The organism is Streptomyces ureilyticus (assembly GCF_011045025.1).
Taxonomy (GTDB): Bacteria; Actinomycetota; Actinomycetes; order Streptomycetales; family Streptomycetaceae; genus Streptomyces; species Streptomyces ureilyticus.
In genome coordinates this window covers 1-17,985 of record NZ_JAAKZX010000084.1, presented here as the reverse complement: position 1 = coordinate 17,985, position 17,985 = coordinate 1, and the positions used below count along the sequence as shown (strand labels likewise).

General features: G+C 70.0%; 25 protein-coding genes. 19 read left to right on the top strand and 6 right to left on the bottom strand.

Going from position 1 to position 17,985, the window contains the following annotated elements; all coding sequences use genetic code 11:
* Window positions 1-64: 64 nt before the first annotated feature.
* Genes G6048_RS24685 through G6048_RS24665 form a run of 5 tightly spaced genes read left to right on the top strand, consistent with a single transcriptional unit; the run spans window position 65 to window position 5,502 of the window.
* Window positions 65-1,402 (top strand): sugar ABC transporter substrate-binding protein, encoded by a 1,338-nt coding sequence (locus G6048_RS24685; protein WP_165341779.1) that lies wholly within the window; start codon window positions 65-67, stop codon window positions 1,400-1,402.
* Window positions 1,399-2,349, top strand: a complete 951-nt coding sequence (locus tag G6048_RS24680; RefSeq protein ID WP_165341778.1) for a carbohydrate ABC transporter permease — start codon at window positions 1,399-1,401, stop codon at window positions 2,347-2,349. Before G6048_RS24685 ends, G6048_RS24680 begins: the two co-directional genes overlap by 4 nt.
* Window positions 2,346-3,293 (top strand): carbohydrate ABC transporter permease, encoded by a 948-nt coding sequence (locus G6048_RS24675; RefSeq protein WP_165341777.1) that lies wholly within the window; start codon window positions 2,346-2,348, stop codon window positions 3,291-3,293. Before G6048_RS24680 ends, G6048_RS24675 begins: the two co-directional genes overlap by 4 nt.
* 38 nt (window positions 3,294-3,331) lie before the next feature.
* On the top strand, window positions 3,332-4,249 hold the full coding sequence (locus G6048_RS24670; protein ID WP_165341776.1) for a 5-dehydro-4-deoxyglucarate dehydratase: 918 nt from the start codon (window positions 3,332-3,334) through the stop codon (window positions 4,247-4,249).
* Window positions 4,246-5,502, top strand: coding sequence for a glucarate dehydratase family protein (locus G6048_RS24665; protein WP_165341775.1), 1,257 nt, complete (start codon window positions 4,246-4,248; stop codon window positions 5,500-5,502). Before G6048_RS24670 ends, G6048_RS24665 begins: the two co-directional genes overlap by 4 nt.
* Window positions 5,503-5,533: 31 nt before the next feature.
* On the opposite strand, the gene G6048_RS24660 is transcribed toward G6048_RS24665, so the two are convergent.
* From G6048_RS24660 to G6048_RS24650, 3 genes are all read right to left on the bottom strand, one after another.
* Window positions 5,534-6,442, bottom strand: a complete 909-nt coding sequence (locus G6048_RS24660) for a 1-aminocyclopropane-1-carboxylate deaminase/D-cysteine desulfhydrase (RefSeq protein WP_165341774.1) — start codon at window positions 6,440-6,442, stop codon at window positions 5,534-5,536.
* A gap of 12 nt (window positions 6,443-6,454) precedes the next feature.
* Window positions 6,455-7,045 (bottom strand): N-acetylmuramoyl-L-alanine amidase, encoded by a 591-nt coding sequence (locus G6048_RS24655; RefSeq protein ID WP_206342080.1) that lies wholly within the window; start codon window positions 7,043-7,045, stop codon window positions 6,455-6,457.
* A 172-nt stretch (window positions 7,046-7,217) separates the two neighbouring features.
* Complete coding sequence (locus G6048_RS24650; protein WP_165341773.1) at window positions 7,218-7,451, bottom strand: hypothetical protein; 234 nt, start codon at window positions 7,449-7,451, stop codon at window positions 7,218-7,220.
* A 243-nt stretch (window positions 7,452-7,694) separates the two neighbouring features.
* On the opposite strand from G6048_RS24650, the gene G6048_RS24645 reads away from it, so the two are divergent.
* Window positions 7,695-8,294: a GNAT family N-acetyltransferase gene (locus tag G6048_RS24645; protein ID WP_165341772.1), complete on the top strand. Its 600-nt coding sequence runs from the start codon at window positions 7,695-7,697 to the stop codon at window positions 8,292-8,294.
* Between the two features lie 24 nt (window positions 8,295-8,318).
* On the opposite strand, the gene G6048_RS24640 is transcribed toward G6048_RS24645, so the two are convergent.
* Window positions 8,319-8,930 carry a TetR/AcrR family transcriptional regulator gene (locus tag G6048_RS24640; protein WP_165341771.1) on the bottom strand — a complete coding sequence of 204 codons (612 nt, stop codon included), beginning with the start codon at window positions 8,928-8,930 and terminating at the stop codon, window positions 8,319-8,321.
* Between the two features lie 118 nt (window positions 8,931-9,048).
* On the opposite strand from G6048_RS24640, the gene G6048_RS24635 reads away from it, so the two are divergent.
* The 5 genes from G6048_RS24635 to G6048_RS24615 all read left to right on the top strand — a co-directional run bounded on the left by G6048_RS24635 (window position 9,049) and on the right by G6048_RS24615 (window position 12,032).
* Entirely contained in the window at window positions 9,049-9,633 is a 585-nt protein-coding gene (locus G6048_RS24635; protein ID WP_165341770.1) for a dihydrofolate reductase family protein, read from the top strand.
* A gap of 54 nt (window positions 9,634-9,687) precedes the next feature.
* Entirely contained in the window at window positions 9,688-9,915 is a 228-nt protein-coding gene (locus G6048_RS24630) for a hypothetical protein (RefSeq protein ID WP_165341769.1), read from the top strand.
* A gap of 117 nt (window positions 9,916-10,032) precedes the next feature.
* Window positions 10,033-10,446, top strand: a complete 414-nt coding sequence (locus tag G6048_RS24625) for a YciI family protein (RefSeq protein WP_165341768.1) — start codon at window positions 10,033-10,035, stop codon at window positions 10,444-10,446.
* A gap of 13 nt (window positions 10,447-10,459) precedes the next feature.
* The gene (locus G6048_RS24620) at window positions 10,460-11,692 is read left to right on the top strand and encodes an RNA polymerase sigma factor (RefSeq protein ID WP_165341767.1); all 1,233 of its coding nucleotides are present in this window, start codon (window positions 10,460-10,462) and stop codon (window positions 11,690-11,692) included.
* A gap of 10 nt (window positions 11,693-11,702) precedes the next feature.
* Entirely contained in the window at window positions 11,703-12,032 is a 330-nt protein-coding gene (locus G6048_RS24615) for a DUF952 domain-containing protein (RefSeq protein ID WP_206342079.1), read from the top strand.
* Window position 12,033: 1 nt separating this feature from the next.
* On the opposite strand, the gene G6048_RS24610 is transcribed toward G6048_RS24615, so the two are convergent.
* Both G6048_RS24610 and G6048_RS24605 read right to left on the bottom strand, forming a co-directional pair.
* Window positions 12,034-12,783: a VOC family protein gene (locus tag G6048_RS24610; RefSeq protein ID WP_165341765.1), complete on the bottom strand. Its 750-nt coding sequence runs from the start codon at window positions 12,781-12,783 to the stop codon at window positions 12,034-12,036.
* 118 nt (window positions 12,784-12,901) lie between these two features.
* Entirely contained in the window at window positions 12,902-13,189 is a 288-nt protein-coding gene (locus tag G6048_RS24605) for a hypothetical protein (protein ID WP_165341764.1), read from the bottom strand.
* A 54-nt stretch (window positions 13,190-13,243) separates the two neighbouring features.
* Here G6048_RS24605 and G6048_RS24600 point away from each other — a divergent pair, with 54 nt between their 5' ends.
* The 8 genes from G6048_RS24600 to G6048_RS51035 all read left to right on the top strand — a co-directional run bounded on the left by G6048_RS24600 (window position 13,244) and on the right by G6048_RS51035 (window position 17,957).
* Window positions 13,244-13,975, top strand: coding sequence for a MerR family transcriptional regulator (locus G6048_RS24600; RefSeq protein WP_165341763.1), 732 nt, complete (start codon window positions 13,244-13,246; stop codon window positions 13,973-13,975).
* Between the two features lie 197 nt (window positions 13,976-14,172).
* A complete protein-coding gene (locus tag G6048_RS24595; protein WP_165341762.1) occupies window positions 14,173-14,547 on the top strand; it encodes a gas vesicle protein GvpO in 375 nt (124 codons plus the stop codon).
* Between the two features lie 158 nt (window positions 14,548-14,705).
* Window positions 14,706-15,101 (top strand): gas vesicle protein GvpJ, encoded by a 396-nt coding sequence (gene gvpJ, locus G6048_RS24590; protein WP_165341761.1) that lies wholly within the window; start codon window positions 14,706-14,708, stop codon window positions 15,099-15,101.
* A gap of 109 nt (window positions 15,102-15,210) precedes the next feature.
* On the top strand, window positions 15,211-15,921 hold the full coding sequence (locus G6048_RS24585; protein WP_165341796.1) for a GvpL/GvpF family gas vesicle protein: 711 nt from the start codon (window positions 15,211-15,213) through the stop codon (window positions 15,919-15,921).
* A 3-nt stretch (window positions 15,922-15,924) separates the two neighbouring features.
* A complete protein-coding gene (locus G6048_RS24580) occupies window positions 15,925-16,176 on the top strand; it encodes a gas vesicle protein GvpG (protein WP_165341760.1) in 252 nt (83 codons plus the stop codon).
* Window positions 16,177-16,261: 85 nt separating this feature from the next.
* Window positions 16,262-16,756: a gas vesicle protein gene (locus tag G6048_RS24575; RefSeq protein ID WP_165341759.1), complete on the top strand. Its 495-nt coding sequence runs from the start codon at window positions 16,262-16,264 to the stop codon at window positions 16,754-16,756.
* Window positions 16,753-17,766, top strand: coding sequence for a GvpL/GvpF family gas vesicle protein (locus G6048_RS24570; RefSeq protein WP_206342077.1), 1,014 nt, complete (start codon window positions 16,753-16,755; stop codon window positions 17,764-17,766). The genes G6048_RS24575 and G6048_RS24570 overlap by 4 nt, the downstream gene beginning before the upstream one ends.
* Complete coding sequence (locus G6048_RS51035) at window positions 17,763-17,957, top strand: gas vesicle protein (RefSeq protein WP_165341758.1); 195 nt, start codon at window positions 17,763-17,765, stop codon at window positions 17,955-17,957. Before G6048_RS24570 ends, G6048_RS51035 begins: the two co-directional genes overlap by 4 nt.
* Window positions 17,958-17,985 lie beyond the last annotated feature (28 nt).

The window sequence follows — 17,985 nt, the reverse complement described above, 5'->3', positions numbered from 1 at the left end:
TTCTACGTTGCAGCAACCTTTTAGATTCATGAATCGCTTTCGCGTATGTGAATGGAGGTGGCGCATGGCTCAGCGACAGCGACGGGGCCGCCGCACAGCCGCCACACTCGCCGCCACGGCACTCGTCTTCTCGGCCGCCGCCTGCGGATCCGGTTCGGACACCGCGGACTCCGGTGATCCGAACACCCTGGAGGTCTGGACCCGGAGCAATCCGGACGCCGCCGCCACCTACGAACGGGTCTTCGCCGCCTTCACCAAGAAGACCGGCATCAAGGTCGACTTCCAGCCGATCGTCAACTTCGATCAGCAACTCCAGAGTCGCGCCTCCATCAAGGACCTGCCCGACGTCATGATCAACGACAGCGGCTCGCTGGGCAGTTACCAGCGCCAGGGCCTGCTGAAGCCCATCGACCCCGACGCGATAGCCGGCCACGAGCAGATCGACGGCGAGACCTGGGGCACGGCTCGAGGACTCGACGGACGTACGTACGGAATCCCGTACTCCCGCCAGGCCATGACCCTCATGGTCCGCAAGGACTGGCGCGAAAGGGTCGGCCTCCCGCAGCCCAGGACCTGGCAGGACCTGCTCACCCTCGCCAAGGCATTCGCCACCCGTGACCCGGACGGCAACGGCAAGAACGACACGTACGGCATGGTCGTCCCCGGCAGTGCCCAGAACGGGTACGCCGCCTGGTGGGCCGCCACCTTCCTCTGGCAGGGCGGCGCCTCACTCGTCGAGCCGGACCCTGACAACGCTGGCAAGTACCGCGCGGTCGCCGACTCCGAAGCCGCCGTACGCACCGTGTCCTGGCTGAAGGACAACCTCTTCTGTGGCGCGAAGAACCTCGTCCAGCCCAGCGCCCTGACCTCCACCACGGGCAACGCCACCAACTTCCAGGACGGCACCGCCGGGATGTACCTCACCGGCCCGTACAACATCGCCACCTTCGACGCGACGCCCGGCAAGGACAAGTACGAGGTCGTCCAGGCCCCGGCCGGACCCGACGGCGCCACCGCGCTGGCCGAGGGCGAGAACATCTACTTCGGCGCGAAGACCGGCAAGGCCGAGCAGGAGAAGGCCCTCGCCGAGTTCCTCATCACGCCCGGGGCGCAGCAGCTCGCGATGACCGGTGAGAACCAGCCCGTCGTCCGCATCCCCGTCAACACCACGCTCGACGCGGCGAAGGTACGGGACGACGGACGCTGGGCCACCGTGCAGAAGGCGTACCGCGACGCCTCGAAGCAGTTCCCCGCCGCTCTGGACTTCGCCCCGATCAGGCAGGACACCGCCGACAGCCTCAACGCGGTGTTCACCTACTGCGGCAGCGACGTCCGCGCCGGTCTGCAGGAGCTCAACGAGACGCTGACCGGTGATCTCAAGGACCAGGACCTGATCTCATGACCGCAACCCTGACCCCCGCGGGCGTACCCAAGTCCCCGGTGCCCAAGTCCGAGGCGCCCAAGTCCCGTCGCCGGGGCGGCTATCGGCGGGCCGCGCTCCCCTGGCTGTTCCTCGCCCCCGGTCTCCTCCTCGCCCTCGTCTTCAAGTTCGTCCCGATGGGCAAGGGCCTCTGGCTCAGCCTCTTCGAAGTACGGCCCTTCCTCGGCGACAAGTGGGTCGGCCTCGACAACTACACCCGGGTGCTGACCGACCACCGCTTCCTGGACGCCATCAACAACACCCTGATCCTGGGCATCGGCCAGGCGGCCGGCGCGATCCTCGTCGGCTTCGTGCTCGCCCTGCTGCTCGAAGGCCAGACCCGCTCCCTGAAGTTCCTCCGTACCGCCGTCTTCCTGCCCGTCGTCACCGCGACGGCCGTGGTCGGCGAGATGTGGCGGCTGCTGTACTACCCGACCTCCGACGGCTTCCTCAACAGCGTGCTGGGTGTGGTGGGCCTCGGCCCTGTGCCCTTCCTGGACAACCCCGACACCGCTCTGTGGTCCGTGATGGCCATGGGCGTCTGGATCGGCGCCCCGTACAACATGGTGATCATCCTCGCCGGTCTCGCGGGCGTCGACCGGACGCTGTACGAGGCCGCCGCGATGGACGGCGTCTCACTCTGGCAGCGGCTGCGCCATGTCACCCTGCCGGCCATCCGCCCCGCGCTCGCCATCGTCGTCACGCTCGCCGTGATCCGCAGCCTGCGCGTCTTCACCGAGGTGTACGTCCTCACCGGCGGCGGCCCGGCCGGCTCCACCGAGGTCTGGATGACCCGCGCCTACACCCTCGGCTTCACCCGCAACGACATCGGCGGCGCCTCCGCTGCCTCCGCCCTGCTGCTCGCCGTGACGTTGCTGCTCACGGTGACGGTCTATCGGCTCCGCACGAGAGGGGAGGCCCGCCGATGAGCGCCCCCACCACCGTCGATCCCGCCCCGGCCGCCGCTCGGCCTTCCGTACGACGTACCGCCAAGGAACCCCGCCACACCACGCCCGCGCGGTTCGACACCGCGCTCGGCTGGAGCGACCGGCCCGGCCTCGGCATGGCGCTGCGGATCCTGCTCTGTCTGCTCGCCCTCGCCGTCTTCGCGGCGCCGTTCCTGACGATCATCTCCGGCGCCTTCGACGAGAACGCGCGGGGCTCGGTGCTGTCGTTCTATCCGCACCACGCCACGCTCACCAACATGCGGGTGGCGGGCGACAGGGGCATCTGGGACTACTTCACGAACTCCCTCGTGATCGCGGGCGGCGGGCTCCTGCTCCAGCTGACCGTGTCCGTGCTGGCGGCCTATGCGCTGGCCCGGCACAGGTTCCGCGGACAGGCCCTCGTCATGACCCTCTTCATGCTGACGATGATGCTCCCCGAAGAGGTCATCGCCATCCCGCTCTCGCTCGTCCTGGGCGATGTGCCGGTGGTCGGCATCGACCTGAAGGGCACCGCCTTCGGCGTGATCCTGCCGGTCGGCGCCTGGGGTTTCTCGGTGATGCTGCTGGCCGAGTTCATGCGGGAGATACCGACGGAGATCGAGGAGGCCGCGCGGATCGACGGCGTCGGCGAGTTCCGGATGCTGTGGCAGATCGTGCTGCCGCTGTGCAAGCCCGCACTCGGCGTCGCCGGAGTACTCGGCTTCATCATGATCTGGGACCAGTACCTGCTGCCGCTGATCGCCGCCAAGGACCCCACCGACTACACCGTCACCGTCGCTCTGTCCGTCCTCCGCAACGACCCCGAGATCGGCTCGGGCGTGGTACTGGCCGGTTCCGTCATCGCACTCGTACCCAGCCTCGTCGTCTACCTGCTGCTCCAACGCTCGCTGGTCAGCGGCATCGCGGCCGGCGCCACCAAGGGCTAGGCACCACCAAGGGCTAAGCCCCACTCCCAGAGGAAGAGATGAAGTTCCCCAAGCTCAAAGGCGTGCAGTTCTTCCCGGTCACCCCGTTCGGCACGGACGGCGCCCTGGCCGGGGAGCTGCTCGCCCAGCACATCGACTCCGGTGTACGCGCCGGAGCGGGCGGTGTCTTCGTCGCCTGCGGCACCGGCGAGTTCCACGCGCTGTCGCCGGAGGAGATCGAACGCGCGACACGCGTGGCCGTCGAGACGACCGCGGGCCGCGTCCCCGTCCTGTCCGCGGCCGGCGGGCCGGTCCCCACGGTCCTCGACCAGGTGGCCCGCATCGAGCGGGCCGGCGCCGACGGCATCCTGCTGCTGCCGCCGTACCTGGTGACGGCCCCGCAGGAAGGCCTGCTGCGCTACGTGGAAACCGTGACCGCTGCCACCACGCTGCCCGTCGTCTTCTACCAGCGCGGCACCGCCCGCCTCACCGCCCCGACCGCGGCCGCGATCGCCGCCCTGCCCGGAGTGATCGGCCTCAAGGACGGCATCGGCGACATCGAGCTGATGCACCGCATCGTGCGCGCGGTGCGCGCCCTGCCCGACAGCGGCGACTTCCAGTTCTTCAACGGCCTGCCGACGGCCGAGATGACCGTACCGGCCTACCAGGGCATCGGAGTCGAGCTCTACTCCTCGGCCGTCTTCGCCTTCGCCCCGGAGATCGCGCTGGCCTTCCATCAGGCCCTCGCGCAGGACGACCAGACCCTGGTCGCCACCCTCCTCACCGAGTTCTACGCCCCGCTCGTCGAGCTCCGCGACGCGGTGCCCGGATACGCGGTCTCGCTGGTCAAGGCAGGGGTACGGATCCGAGGGCTGGACGTCGGCGGCGTACGGCCCCCGCTGCTCGACCCCACGCCGGAGCACCTCGCCCGGCTCACGCAGTTGATCGACCACGGCCTGGAGGCGGTAAAGGCATGACCCTCGGCACCCGGATCCGCGAACTGACCATCACGCCCATCGCGTTCAGCGACCCGCCGCTCCTCAACTCCATCGGGGTGCACGAGCCGCTCGCCCTGCGGTGCGTCCTGCAACTCGTCCTGGAGGACGGCACCACCGTCGGCCTGGGCGAGTCTCCGGGCGGCACCGACCGCCTCGAACGGTTCCAGATCGCCGCCCGCGTCGTCCCCGGCATGGACGTCTTCGACACCACCGCCATCGCCGCCGCGATCGACGCCGCGCTGCTGCCGACCGTCCCCAGCTCCCACGAACGCGGCTGGACCACCTCCGCCGTCGAGGTCGCCTGCCTCGACGCGCAGGGCAAGCTGACCGGTCGTTCCGTCTCCGACCTGCTCGGGGGCACCGTCCGCGACGCCGTCCCCTTCGCCGCGTACCTCTTCTACAAGTGGGCCGGACATCCCGCCCTCGACGGCCGCCCGGCCATCGATGACGACTGGGGGGAGGCACTCGATCCGGCCGGCATCGTCGAGCAGGCCCGGCTGATGCAGGAGCGGTACGGCTTCCGTTCCTTCAAGCTCAAGGGCGGTGTCTTCCCGCCCGACGAGGAGATCGCCGCGATCCGCGCCCTCGCCGAGGCCTTCCCAGGCCGGCCGCTCCGCCTCGACCCCAACACGGCGTGGACCGTGGAGACTTCGCGCCACGTCGCCCGGGAACTGGACGGCGTCCTCGAATACCTGGAGGACCCCACCCCGACCATCCCCGGCATGGCCGAGGTCGCGCGGAGCGCCCCCATGCCGCTGGCCACCAACATGTGCGTCATCGCCTGGGAGCATCTGCGCCCCGCCATCGAGCAGGGCGCGATCCAGGTCCTGCTCACCGACCACCACTACTGGGGCGGCCTGCGCCGCACCCGCGAACTCGCCGCCGTCTGCGAGGCCTTCGGACTCGGCCTGTCCATGCACTCCAACTCGCACCTGGGCATCAGCCTCGCCGCCATGACCCATGTCGCCGCGGCCATCCCCAACCTCGACACCTCCTGCGACACCCACTACCCCTGGAACTCGGCCGACGACATCATCGTCCCGGGCACCCTGGAACTGAGCGACGGCTGCGTCAAGGTCCCCACCGGTCCCGGTCTCGGCGTCGAACTCGACCCGGAAGCCCTGGAGCGGGCACACCGCCGCTACGTCGACTCGGATATCAAGGACCGCGACGACACGGGCTATATGCGGCGAGTTCAGCCGGAGTACGAGGGGAAGCTGCCCCGGTGGTGACCGGGTGAACGGCCTTACCGGATGAGGGGACTTACCGGGTGAGCGGCGCTCCTGTGATCACGGCCGCGAGCCTCGTCCCGCGCGGGAAGGCCCCTTCCTCCGTGAGGGCCAGTAGTCCGTACAGCATCTTCGCGACATAGAGGCGCTCGACGGGCAGGCCATGGCGCTGCTCGAAGTCGGCGGCGAAGGCGTCGAGTCCGGGGGTGGTGCGGGCGTAACCGCCGCAGTGGAAGCGGTCGTCGAGGGACCAGTCGCCGCGCGGCCCGCCGAAGGCCTGGTGCTGGAGGGTGCGTATCTCCGCGTCGAGGAAGCCGCCCTTGAGGACGGGGATGCCCAGGGCGCGCTGACCGGGGCCGAGTCCCGCGGCCAGCCCCGCGAGTGTGCCGCCCGTGCCGCAGGCCAGCGCGACGACGTCGGCCCGGCCGCGCAACTCCTCGCCGAGGGTGCGGCAGCCGCGTACGGCAAGGGAGTTGCTGCCGCCCTCGGGGATGACGTACGCGTCCTCGGCGCCGGCCTTCCGGAGGATGGCGGCCAGCGATTCCGGCTCGGTCTTGTGACGGTAGGTCGACCTGTCGACGAAGTGCAGCCGCATGCCGTCGGCCGTGCATCGGGCCAGGGAGGGGTTGAGGGGGCGTTCGGCCAGTTCCTGGCCGCGTATCACGCCGATGGTGGGCAGGCCCAGGAGGCGGCCCGCGGCGGCGGTGGCGCGCAGGTGGTTCGAGTACGCGCCGCCGAAGGTGAGGATCGTACGGCCCGCCGCGGCGTGCAGGTTCGGGGCCAGTTTGCGCCACTTGTTGCCCACCAGGTCCGGGTGGATCAGGTCGTCCCGCTTGAGCAGCAGCCGTACGCCGTGACGCGCGAAGCGCTCGTCCACGACGTCCCGCAGCGGCGACGGCAGCCGCGGCCGCAGGACGGCGGGGTCGAGCGCTTCGAGGGTCACTGGAGTGCCCGTCTAGTTCAGGCGGTCGCGGATGCGCGCGCGCATGGAGGCCATGGTGAAACCGCGGGGGTCGACCTTGCCCGGCTGCCATTCGAGGTGGCCGATCACCGAGCGCTCATTCCATCCGTGGTGGCGGCAGACCGCCGCCGCGGCGCGCTCGATCGCCTCCAACTGGGCCGCCGGCCACGGGTCCTCGCCGTCTCCGAGGTTTTCGCACTCGAAGCCGTAGAAGTGCCGGTTGCCGTCGGTGTTCGCCTCGTTGTCCCGCGGGAGGCCCCGCTCGGCGATGACCGCGCGCAGTACGTCGTCGTCGCCGAGACCCGCGTGGTTGGCGCGGCCGTAGCCGACGAGGTGGACTCGGCCGTCCTTGGTGATGACGCCGTGGCACAGCGGTCCTGGCAGGCCGCTGTAGCCGTCGCGGCAGATCTCGACCGTCCGCTTGCTGCCCCGGGTCACGGTGTGGTGGATCATCACGCCGTGGACCGGGCCCCAAGGGCCCTTGTGATTGCGGTTGTGGTGCTCCCAGTCGCCTACTTCGACGACGGTGCAACCTTCGTCCCGCAGTCGCGACATGAATCTGCCCGCGGACATGGGTGAGGCCATGGCCGCCTCCTTACATGGGGGGCGCGACGGCCACCCATCGCGACCGCCTCGTACCGCCGCTTTTACCCGGAACTCCCCATCAGGGACCACTTGTTCGCGCATCGTGCGAGCCGATTCGGTCAGCTTGAGTGCCGCGCGAAGGTTCCACGACGGGCGGTACGGGCGGTTCGCGTCAGGAGCGCAGTACTCCGTCGCCATGCGTCGCGATGTGGCTCTCCAGGGCCTGGAGGGCGCGCTGCGTCGCGTCGGGAGCGCCGGTGCCATGCCGCTCGGCGTAGTAGGCCGCGCCGAGACTCTTGAGTAGATCGCCGCCCGCCCGCTGCGCCTGCACCTCGTCGATCTTGTGCTTGCCCTGTGTGATGCCGCGCTGTGCTTGTTCCTTGGCGCGGTCCAGGAAGCCTGCCATCGCTGTCTCCTCGTCGCTCGTCCGTCACCGGTTCAACGCCCGGCCCGATCTTGGTGTTCCCGCCCGGAAATGTCCGTGAATCCGGTCGGCGAAGGCCCCGGCCGACAGCCCTACGGTGTGCCCCTTAATCGACAATCCAATCCTGCTGATTTCGAGCGGGCCACCCGAGTGAGGAGGTGGATACGGTTCGCATAGGCTGCAACGGTCAAGTGGTGGCGGGCAGTTGAGCTGGAGGTACGGGGCATGGGCGTGGCGATTCGCAGAGCCGGGGAAGGCGATCGGGAGGCCGTTACGCGGCTTCTGGACGACGCCTTTCAGAACGACCCGGTGAGCGGCTGGGTCTTCCCCGACGCGGAGGACCGTCGCCGTACGCACCCCCTGCTGATGGGAGCCTTCCTCGGCATCGTGCTCGACGAGGGCTATGTGGACGTCACCGAGGACGGTTCGGCCTGCGCGCTGTGGCTGCCGATGCCCGCGGAGGCTCACGAGGACGACGAGGACGGGCCCGCGCAGATCCGTGAGGCAGTCGATCCCGGCAATGAACGGATCGAGCAGATCGCCCGGCTGACGGCCGGGATACACCCGGCGGGCGCGGCCCACGAGTACCTGTGGATGATCGGCGTGGCTCCGGAGCGGCAGGGCGAGGGCCTCGGTACGGCGCTCATCCAGCACGTGCTCGACCGCTGCGACCGCGAGCACTTGCCCGCGTACCTGGAGGCGAGCAGCGCCCGCAGCTGCGCCCTGTACGAACGCCTCGGCTTCACCTTCATGGGCAGCACGCTCGACCTGCCGGACGGTCCGCCCATGTGGCCGATGTGGCGTGATCCGGCCCCGCGCGCCTGACGGAACGCGCCCGCACCCTCACCCTCAACGCTGCCCGGACCCGGCGTCGGCCTCCGGCACGATCGTCGCGGCGATCCGCTCCACCAGGCCGTCCGGCACGCTCACCCCGGGGAGGACTCCGTCCAGCACCCCCGGCAGGGTCAGATGTTCCAGCAGCAGGCCGAGCATGGCGAGATAGAGGACCGTCACGGTCTCGTCGCCGCCGGGGAGCCCGGCGTCGCGGTGGAACTCCATGGCCTGCTCGAGGTCCGCACGGACCGTTTTCGTGAATGAGGCCCTCAGCTCCGGGCGCCGCGTGGACTCCAGGCGCATCTCCATGAGCGCCAGATATCCCGTACGGTCCCGTTGCGCCCGCGCCATGAGGTCGTGCATGAACGCCGTGACCAGCGCGCGGTCCTTCGGCGCCTTCATCAGCTCGGCCAGGACCTCCGGATCCGGGGCGAGCCGCTCGTGCAGCCGTATGTCGATCTGGCGGAGCAGGTCGTCGCGGCCGGTGAAGTAGTTCGAGGCGGTGCCCACCGGCACGCCGGCCTCGGCGTCCACCGCGCGGAACGTCAGCCCGCGTGCCCCCTCGCGCGCCAGTACCTCCACACCCGCGTCGACCAGGGCGGCTCTGCGCTCCGGGTTTCTGACCATGCGGAATCCTCTCTCCCAGTTGACTCCCGTGCCGGAAATCCCTTGTAACCACTACAAGTGAAGCACTATAAATGCAGTGGTCCAGTCCTTGGCGGTCACCCTACGGAAAGAGACCAACTTGCGAAAGCTCACCTACTTCATCGCCTGCTCGATCGACGGCTTCATCGGCGACCCGAGCGGCGACGGGGAGTTCTTCACGCGGCTCGTCGACGAGGAGTACTTCGAGTTCCTCAAGACCGAGTACCCGGAGACCCTGCCCACCCCGGGCCGTCAGCCCCTCGGCATCGACGACCTGGAGAACAAGAAGTTCGACACGATCATCCAGGGCCGGTCCAGCTACGACCTGGCCCTGGCGATCGGTTGCACCAGCCCGTACGCGCACATGAGGCAGTACGTCGCCTCGCGCACCCTCGAGAAGTCGCCCGACCCGAACGTGGAGATCGTCTCGGACGACGTCGTCGGCAAGATCCGCGAACTCAAGCAGGAGGACAGCGAGTTCGGCATCTACCTCTGTGGAGGTTCGAAGCTCGCCGGCGAGCTGTTCGACGAGGTGGACGAGCTCGTCATCAAGACGTATCCGCTGGTCCTCGGCTCCGGCATGCCGATGTTCGGCTCCGGCTTCGCGCTCACCGAGTTCACGCTCGACACGGTGCGCACCTTCAAGAACGACGTCCTCGTCCGGACGTACCAGCGCAAGCGGTAACCCGGGCACGTCGCTCATCTGTCGGCCCGGCCCGTCCCGCAATACTCTGGAGACATGGCCAGTGATGAGTACGTCTGTCCCGTTTGCGGCCAGCCCGTCGAGCAGGTCGTACGCCGGCACAAGACCCTGGGCGTGTTCGTGCCCCTGTGGCGTCCCGGCCCGTGCAAGAACCCCGAGTGTCAGGCGTACGAGGCGGAAGAGGGCGAGTCGGAGCCCGTTCTCACGTCGGAGAGCGGACCGGTGCCCGAGAAGGTCGAGAAGACCGAGCAGCGGGATTCGTGACGTCCTCCCAGCGAGCCTGAAACTTTTTCCGCGAGCGTGTAGAGAAGCGCGGGCCGGCTCCGACGTCCCCTGTGAGAACCGCCCACGACGGGCGGTCCGAGCCGAAGGAGCGGACTCATGAAGTACCTGGTGATGGTGCAGGGCACGCAGGCGGACTACGACACCCAGGCGGGCAAGCCCACCGCCGGTGCCCCGGTCTGGAGCAAGGAAGACATTCAGGCCATGTACGAGCACATGGGGGCGATCAACAACGATCTATCCGAGACCGGCGAGTTCATCGATGCCCAGGGGCTCGCCGAGCCGGCCCAGACCCGCCTGGTCGCCAAGGGCCCGGACGGCAAGCCCGTGATCACCGACGGGCCGTACGGCGAGACCAAGGAAGTGATCGCCGGTTACTGGCTCCTGGAGTGCGCGAGCCTGGAGCGGGTCACGGAGATCGCCGAGCGCGTCATCTCGTGCCCCGTCCCCAAGGGGGCGAACGAGTACCCCGTCGTGATCCGACCTGTCGGCGACGGCGGAGGCGATTGTTGAGCAGGGGAGACGCTTGAGACGTACGAGCGAGGTCGAGGACCTGCTGCGCCTGCACGCGCCGCAGGTCCTCGGCGCGCTCGTACGGCGGTACGGGCACTTCGACACCGCCGAGGACGCCGTACAGGAGGCGCTGCTGGCCGCGGCCGGGCAGTGGCCCGAGTCGGGGATCCCGGACAATCCGCGGGGCTGGCTGATCAAGGTCGCCTCGCGGCGGCTCACGGACGCGTTGCGCAGTGAGCAGGCGCGGCGGCTGCGGGAGGAGAAGGCGGCGGCGCTCACCCCGCGCGACGCCTTCACCGCGCCGCCGCCCGGGCCCGATCGCGCGCCCTCCGAGGACGACACGCTCACCCTGCTCTTCCTCTGCTGCCACCCGGATCTGCCCCCGACCGCCCAGATCGCGCTGACGCTGCGGGCCGTCGGCGGTCTGACGACGGCCGAGATCGCCCGCGCGCATCTGGTGCCGGAGGCGACGATGGCGCAGCGCATCAGCCGGGCCAAGCAGCGGGTGAAGGGCACGCGTTTCGGCCGTCCCGACCGCTGGGAGGAGCGGCTGCCCGCCGTCCTCCACACGCTCTACCTGATCTTCAACGAGGGCTACACCGCAACCTCCGGAGCCTCCCTCCAGCGGGCCGAACTCGCGGGCGAGGCCATCCGGCTGGCCCGTACGGTGCACCGGCTGCTGCCCGGCGACTGCGAGGTCACCGGCCTGCTCGCCCTGATGCTCCTCACCGACGCCCGCCGCACCGCACGCAGCGGGCCGCACGGCGAACTGATCCCGCTCGACGAGCAGGACCGCGGACTGTGGGACAAGGCGGCGATCGAGGAGGGCGTGGCCCTGGTGATCCGGGCTCTGTCCCAACGCCGCCCCGGCCCCTACCAGTTGAGGGCCGCGATCGCCGCCGTCCACGACGAGGCGGACTCGCCCGACAGCACCGACTGGCCCGAGATCCTCGGCCTCTACGACGTCCTCGTCCACCTCGTCCCCAGCCCCGTCGAACGCCTCAACCGTGCCGTGGCCGTCGCGATGGTCCACGGCCCTCGCGCCGGCCTCGCCGAACTGGACACGCTCGCCCCCGAGTTGACATCAGGCCACCGCCTCGACGCGGTCCGCGCCCACCTCCTGGAACGCGCCGGCGACCCCGAGGCGGCCCGCGCCGCCTACGAGTCGGCCGCCGCCAAGACCCTGAGCCTCCCCGAACAGCGCTACCTCCGGGCCCGCGCGGCCCGCCTCCAGGACATCACTTAGCGTGTCGCTCATGCCCGAACTTCTGCACATCACCGAACGCTCCCTCTGGGACGCGGCCCGCGCGACCGGCACCTACGAGATGTCGACGCGCGGTCGCACCCTCCAGGAGGAGGGCTTCATCCACTGCTCGACCCGCGCCCAGCTTCCGCGCGTCGCCGCCTTCTTGTACGGCTCGTACTCAGGCCCCGACGACCTCGTGGTTCTGGTCCTCGACCCCGAGCGGCTCGGCGTGCCGGTGAAGTACGAGGCCCCGGAGCCGGGCGGGGAGGAGTTCCCGCACATCTACGGGCCGATACCGGAGGACGCGGTGATCGCGGTGGAGCCCTGGGAACGCGCGTGAGCTAGGCGGGCAGGCCTCCGGTCACGGGATCCCGGCCCGTCAGGCAGTACGTGCCGCCTGCCGGGTCGCGCATCACCGTCCACCGGGCACCGCGGCTCACGAACGTGGCGCCCAGCTTCTCGTGCCAGGTGCGGGTTGCCTCGATGTCCGAGCAGGACAGGTCGAGGTGGGCGGCGGTGGGGCGGTCCTCGTCGAGGCGCTGGAGGAGGATGCGTACGGGGAGGCCGGCGGGGGACTGGACGATGTGGAACTCCGGGCGCGAGCCCGGGTGCGCGGCCCAGCCGGTGAGCGCGGGCCAGAACACCACGTCACGGTCGTACGCCGATGGGGCCAGGTCGATGCACACCTGGTCGAGTCGGCTTGTCGAGCCGTCGGGGCCCTCGGTCACCGGCGGCCGTACTGACTCGCCGTGCCAGGGCACCACGCAGAACAACTGGCCGCCGGGGGAGCGCAGTACGGCCCAGCCCGGATAGTCGGAGATCATCTCCGCCCCCAGCCGCAGCGCCGACTCCACCAGTGCGGGAACGTCCTCGGGGCACAGGTCCAGATGTGCACCCCCGTCACCCGACTCGACGCCCTGTGCCTTCACGCAGGCGTCGGCGCCGTCCTCCGGCAGCAGGGTCACGAACTCGCCCCGCTCGCCCCGGGGCGGGGACAGGCGTGTCCTGGTGACCGCCGTCCAGAAGTCGCAGGCCCGGCCGAAGGCTTCGGCGGGACGGTCGACGAAGGCATACGTCCAACGGATGGTCATCGGGCGATCGTAGGTCAGGACGCCCGGCCTTTCCGCGAGCCGCCCCTCCCTATGAGCCAATGACAAGGCCCCTGGTCGGGGGTCGGCAGCGCCACATCAGGCAACGTTTGCGCTGTCCTCAATGTCGATGCTCGTCGGCCGGCGCCTTCAGCAGCCGGTCCAGCACCTTCCCGGCCTCGTCGTACCCGGCGTCGGAGATCCGTTGCAGCTCCCGCAGGTCGCCGATCGCAGCCGCGCGTCGAGTGAGCAGGAACCCGGCGTGCATGGATCCCTCGTCCAGCAGCTCGCTCAGCTCCCCGAGGTCGCCGGCTGTGTCGGCGAGGTCGGCCAGCCGGTCCAAAGCGGTCTCGTTGCCCTCATCGGCCAGCTCGCGCAGGGTCTCCCGGTCGATATTCATGTTCGCCATGACGCCATGCTGCAACCCTGCCCCTGGGGAAGGGTCAAGTGGGACGATGGCCAGGTGATCACCATCGGGCGGCTGGCCAGGTACGTCGGAGTGTCGATCAAAACCATCCGCGTCTATCACGACAAAGGGCTGCTCCCCGAGCCCAACCGCGATGCGTCCGGCTACCGGCGGTACGGCGCGAATGACGCCATCGACCTGATCAAGATCCGGACACTCGCCGAAGCCGGCGTCCCCCTGGCCCGTATCCGGGACCTGAGATCAGCGACCGACGAGGAGTTCCAGCAGGCGCTGCGCGAATTTGAGAACGAGCTCACCGACCGCATCCGTGACCTGCGGGCAACGCAGGGGCGCCTGCGCCGGCTCGCCACCGGGCGTCTGGCGCCGCTGCCCACCGAGGTCGGTGCCCATCTGGAGCACCTGGCCAGCTGGGGATTCACCCCTCGTTGGGTGGACCTGCAACGCGACCTGTGGATCCTCGTGTTCGCCACTCACCCGGACCACGCGATCCCCCTGTTTCACGACCAGGCCGAGACCCTGGCCGACCCGGAGCTACGGCAGCTCTTCCTCGACTACGACCATGCACACGACCTCGACCCCGACGATCCCCACGTCGACGACCTCGCCCGCCGGATCGCCGAGGCGACCCGGAAACGCTACGGACGCGACGAACCGCCCGGGCTGGATGCGGCCTCCGAGATCCCCGCCCTCATTCAGGGCACGGTCAACGCGTCGTCCCCGGCATGGCAGCGACTCGACACGCTGATTCGCGCACAACTGGACGCGTGACTCGACGTGTACGGGCGCATGGTCCAGGAGCTCCAGCAGACGATGCCCCACGCTTTCAGGGCGGCTGGGCGGCAGGGCGGCAGGGCGGCTGAAACGGGGCCGGCCGGTGAAACCGGCTCCTCGTGGTCGGCCGACTCACACAGGATCTTCGGCGGATTCTCTCCCCACACGGGCCGGGGACTTGGCACGGTAGGGGCATGACAAGCACCGAGTCGGACGACCCCGACGCACCGAAGGCCCCCAGGACGAAGCGCGCCGCGAACAACGCCGCGCCGGCGGGCTCCACGAACGACACGGCCGGGAGCACCGGCCGTGTGACGGCCGCTCAGGCCATGCGCGGCGCGGCGGTTCAGCTCGCCGAACTGCTCGGCACCAGCCCGGATTCCGTTTCCGCGCTCCGGCCGACACAGGACGGCTGGACGGCCGATGTGGAGGTCGTGGAGCTGGTGCGGGTCCCCGACACCATGACCGTCATGGCCACCTACCGCGTCACGCTCGACCTGCGGGGCCAGCTCCTCGGCTACGAACGGGTGCGCCGCTACGCCCGCGGCCAACTCGACCGGGAGCGTTGAGCTCCCGATCGGCTGCTGCTCCAACTCCTGCACCAACTTCCGCTTTCGACAGTGGTTTTCGGTCCCGCCCGTGAACACGGCCGCTGTGCCTCCCGTACGTACCTGTGGAAACGGCCCCGTGCGGAGCACAGCGAAGGGAACCCGAACCCGTGACCGTCATGACCACAGCAAGCGGAACGCAACCTGTTGCCGCCTCCAGTTCCAGCGGTTCGGGGACCGCCGGGCTCTACGACATTCTCGAACTCATCCTGGACCGCGGACTCGTCATCGACGTGTTCGTCCGTGTCTCGATCGTCGGCATCGAGCTGATCAAGATCGACATACGCATCGTCATCGCCAGCGTGGACACCTATCTGCGCTTCGCCGAAGCCTGCAACCGGCTCGACCTGGAGTCGGGCCGCAAGGCGCCCGCCCGGCTCACCGACATCGTCGGCGACATGGTCGAGAGCGGAGCCAAGGGCACGACGAACGGCGCGATCAGCGGCGCCGTCGACGGCGTCGTCGACGCGGTCGGCGACTTCTTCGGCGGCGACGACGAGGAGAAGAAGCGGTGAGCAAGGAGGAGGAGAGGGAGCAGGAGGAGAAGGGGGAGGCGCGGTGAGTGACGCCCCGACGAACCCGTCACCGGCATCCCCGGTCCCGGAGCCGGCTCCGGACCCACCCCTGTACGTCTACGCCATCACCGGCTCCGACCACCCCCTGCGGCTCGACGGCCTACGGACCGTCGGCGGCATCGGCGGCTCCCTGAGCGCGGTGGTACGCGGCGGGCTCGCCGCCGTCGTCAGCCCCGCGCCCTCCGAGCTGCGCCCCAAGCGCCGTGACCTCACCGCCCACCAGGAGCTGCAGGAGCGGCTGATGGCGGACGGGGCGGTCCTGCCCATGCGGTTCGGGATGCTCGCCCCCGACAGCGCGAGCGTGGGGAGGGCCCTGGAGGAGAAGAGCGAGGAGTACACGCGCAGACTCGCCGAGCTGCACGGCACCACCGAGTTCAACCTCAAGGCCGCACGCGCCCAGGACGACCTGCTGCGCGAGGTGCTGAGCGAGTCCGAAGAGGCCCGCAGACTCAACGAGCTCACCCGGGACGGCAACGGCACCCACGAGGATCGCGTGGCCCTCGGCGAGTTGCTGGCCAGACAGGTCGACGCCCGGCAGCGGCTGCTGGCCGGACAGGTCGTCCAGCAGCTGGCCGGACTGGCCCGCGCCAGCGTCGAGGGTGCCCCGGCGAAGGACGACTTCCTCAACGTCTCGTTCCTCGTCGCACGCGCCCACGCCCACGAGTTCACCGAAGCGGGACAGCGGCTGGCCCGCGACTTCGGCGAGGGCTACGACTTCCGGCTGCGCGGCCCCTTGCCCCCGTACAGTTTCGCGGCCTGACCCATGGGCCTCCTGACCGGCATCCTCACGCTGCCACTCGCGCCCCTGCGCACCACGATCTGGGTCGCCGAGCAGGTACGGGACGCCGCCGAAGCGGAGTACTACGACCCGGCCCCCGTCCAACAGGCCCTCACCGAACTGGAGCGGGCCCTGCTGGACGGGCGGATCGACGAGGACGAGTACGACCGCCGCGAGGACGAACTGCTGGACCGACTCGACGAGATCACGGCATGGAGACGAGCTTCCCGACCATGACGCCACGACGCAGCACGCCCTGGCGCAGCACGCCACGACGCATCGGGCAACGACGCGTCACGCCACGACGCATTGGGCAGCGACCATGACGCAACCGGTAGCAGGCACGCTCGGCGGATCGCCGTCCCGCCGTCCGTCCCCGTACGACCAGGGGCCGGGCGGCCAGGGCGCCAACCTCGCCGACATCCTCGAACGGGTCCTCGACAAGGGCGTGGTGATCGCGGGCGACATCCGGATCAACCTGCTCGACATCGAGCTGCTCACCATCAAGCTGCGGCTCGTCGTCGCCTCCGTCGACAAGGCGAAGGAGATGGGCATCGACTGGTGGGAACACGACCCCAGCCTCTCCTCCCGGGCTTCCCGGGCTTCCCGGGCGAGTTCCAGTGCCGCGGAGTGGCCCGTCGCCGAGCGGCCGGACGGGGTGCTCGCGGAGCGGCGGGACGGGTCACTGGCGGAGCGGCCGGACGGGCGGTCGCTTGCTGAGGCCGAGGATCCCGTCCGCTCCCTCGCCGAGGAGAACGAACGCCTGCGCGCGGAGATCGCCGCGCTGCGGTCCGCCGACAGGAGCCCTGCCTCATGACGCACACCGATACCGCCACCGCCACCGGCACCGATGTGAAGCCCGACTTCGGCACCGGCATCAAGACCGACGTCAGAGCCGGCGTCGACGCCGAGATCAACGACCACGTCGAGACAGACCTCACGTCAGGCGTCACTACAGGCGTCAAGACCGACGTCGGCCCCGGCGCGAAGACCGACATCGTCTACGCCTACGCCGTGCTGTGCCGCACCCCGGAGGCCGCCCGTGCGGTCGCGGACCTGCGCGGGGTCGCAGGTGAACCGATCCGCCTGCTGGCGTTCGGGGACGACGTACCGGATGACACTTCGGATGGCGCCCCGGACGACGCGCCGGACCGCCCCCCGGCGCTCGCCGCGGTCGTCGGCCCCGTCCCCGCCGCGGACTTCGACGAAGCGTCCCTCAGGGCCGGACTGGAGGACCTGGACTGGCTGGAGGCCACGGCCCGCGCGCACCACGCCGTGGTCGCCACGCTCACCGGCCGCGGCATCGCCGTACTGCCGCTGCGCCTGGTCACCGTCTACCGCGACGAGGACCGCGTACGGCAGACCCTGGAGGCACGCCGCGACGACTTCCTGCCCCTGCTGGACCGCGTCACGGGCCACGTGGAACTGGGCGTCAAGATCTACGCGGCTCCCGACAACGAGTCACCCGACCCCGAACCGGCCAAGGGCCTGGGCGTCGGCCGCGCCTACCTGGCCGGACGCCGCCGCCGTAAGCGCTCTACGGAGGATGCCTGGCAGGCGGCCACCGACACGGCCGCCCGCCTCAGGGAACTCGCCGGCACCCTCGCCGTGGACCGCGTGGCCTTCCGTCCGCAGAGCGGCGAACTCGCCGGCGCGGCCCCCGGCCCCAACGTCAGCAATGACGCCTACCTCGTCCCCGAAGACCGCGTCGGAGACTTCCGCACCCGCGTCCTGGCCGCTGCCGAGGGCCTCCCCGGCGTCCATGTGGAAGTGACCGGGCCCTGGGCCCCGTACTCCTTCTCGCTCCCCGCGGAACCCGTCTCATGACAGCAGCTACCGTCGCCGACCGTCCGGTCGCCCTCATCGACCTCCTCGACCGCCTCCTCCAGGGCGGCGTCGTCATCACGGGCGACCTGGTCCTGTCCATCGCCGACGTCGACCTCGTACGGATCGATCTGCGCGCCGTCATCGCTCCGGTCGCCGCCGCCGCTGTCGACGCAGCCACCCAGCCGCAGTGAGGCCGCCATGCCCCCGCCCCCGGAAGCC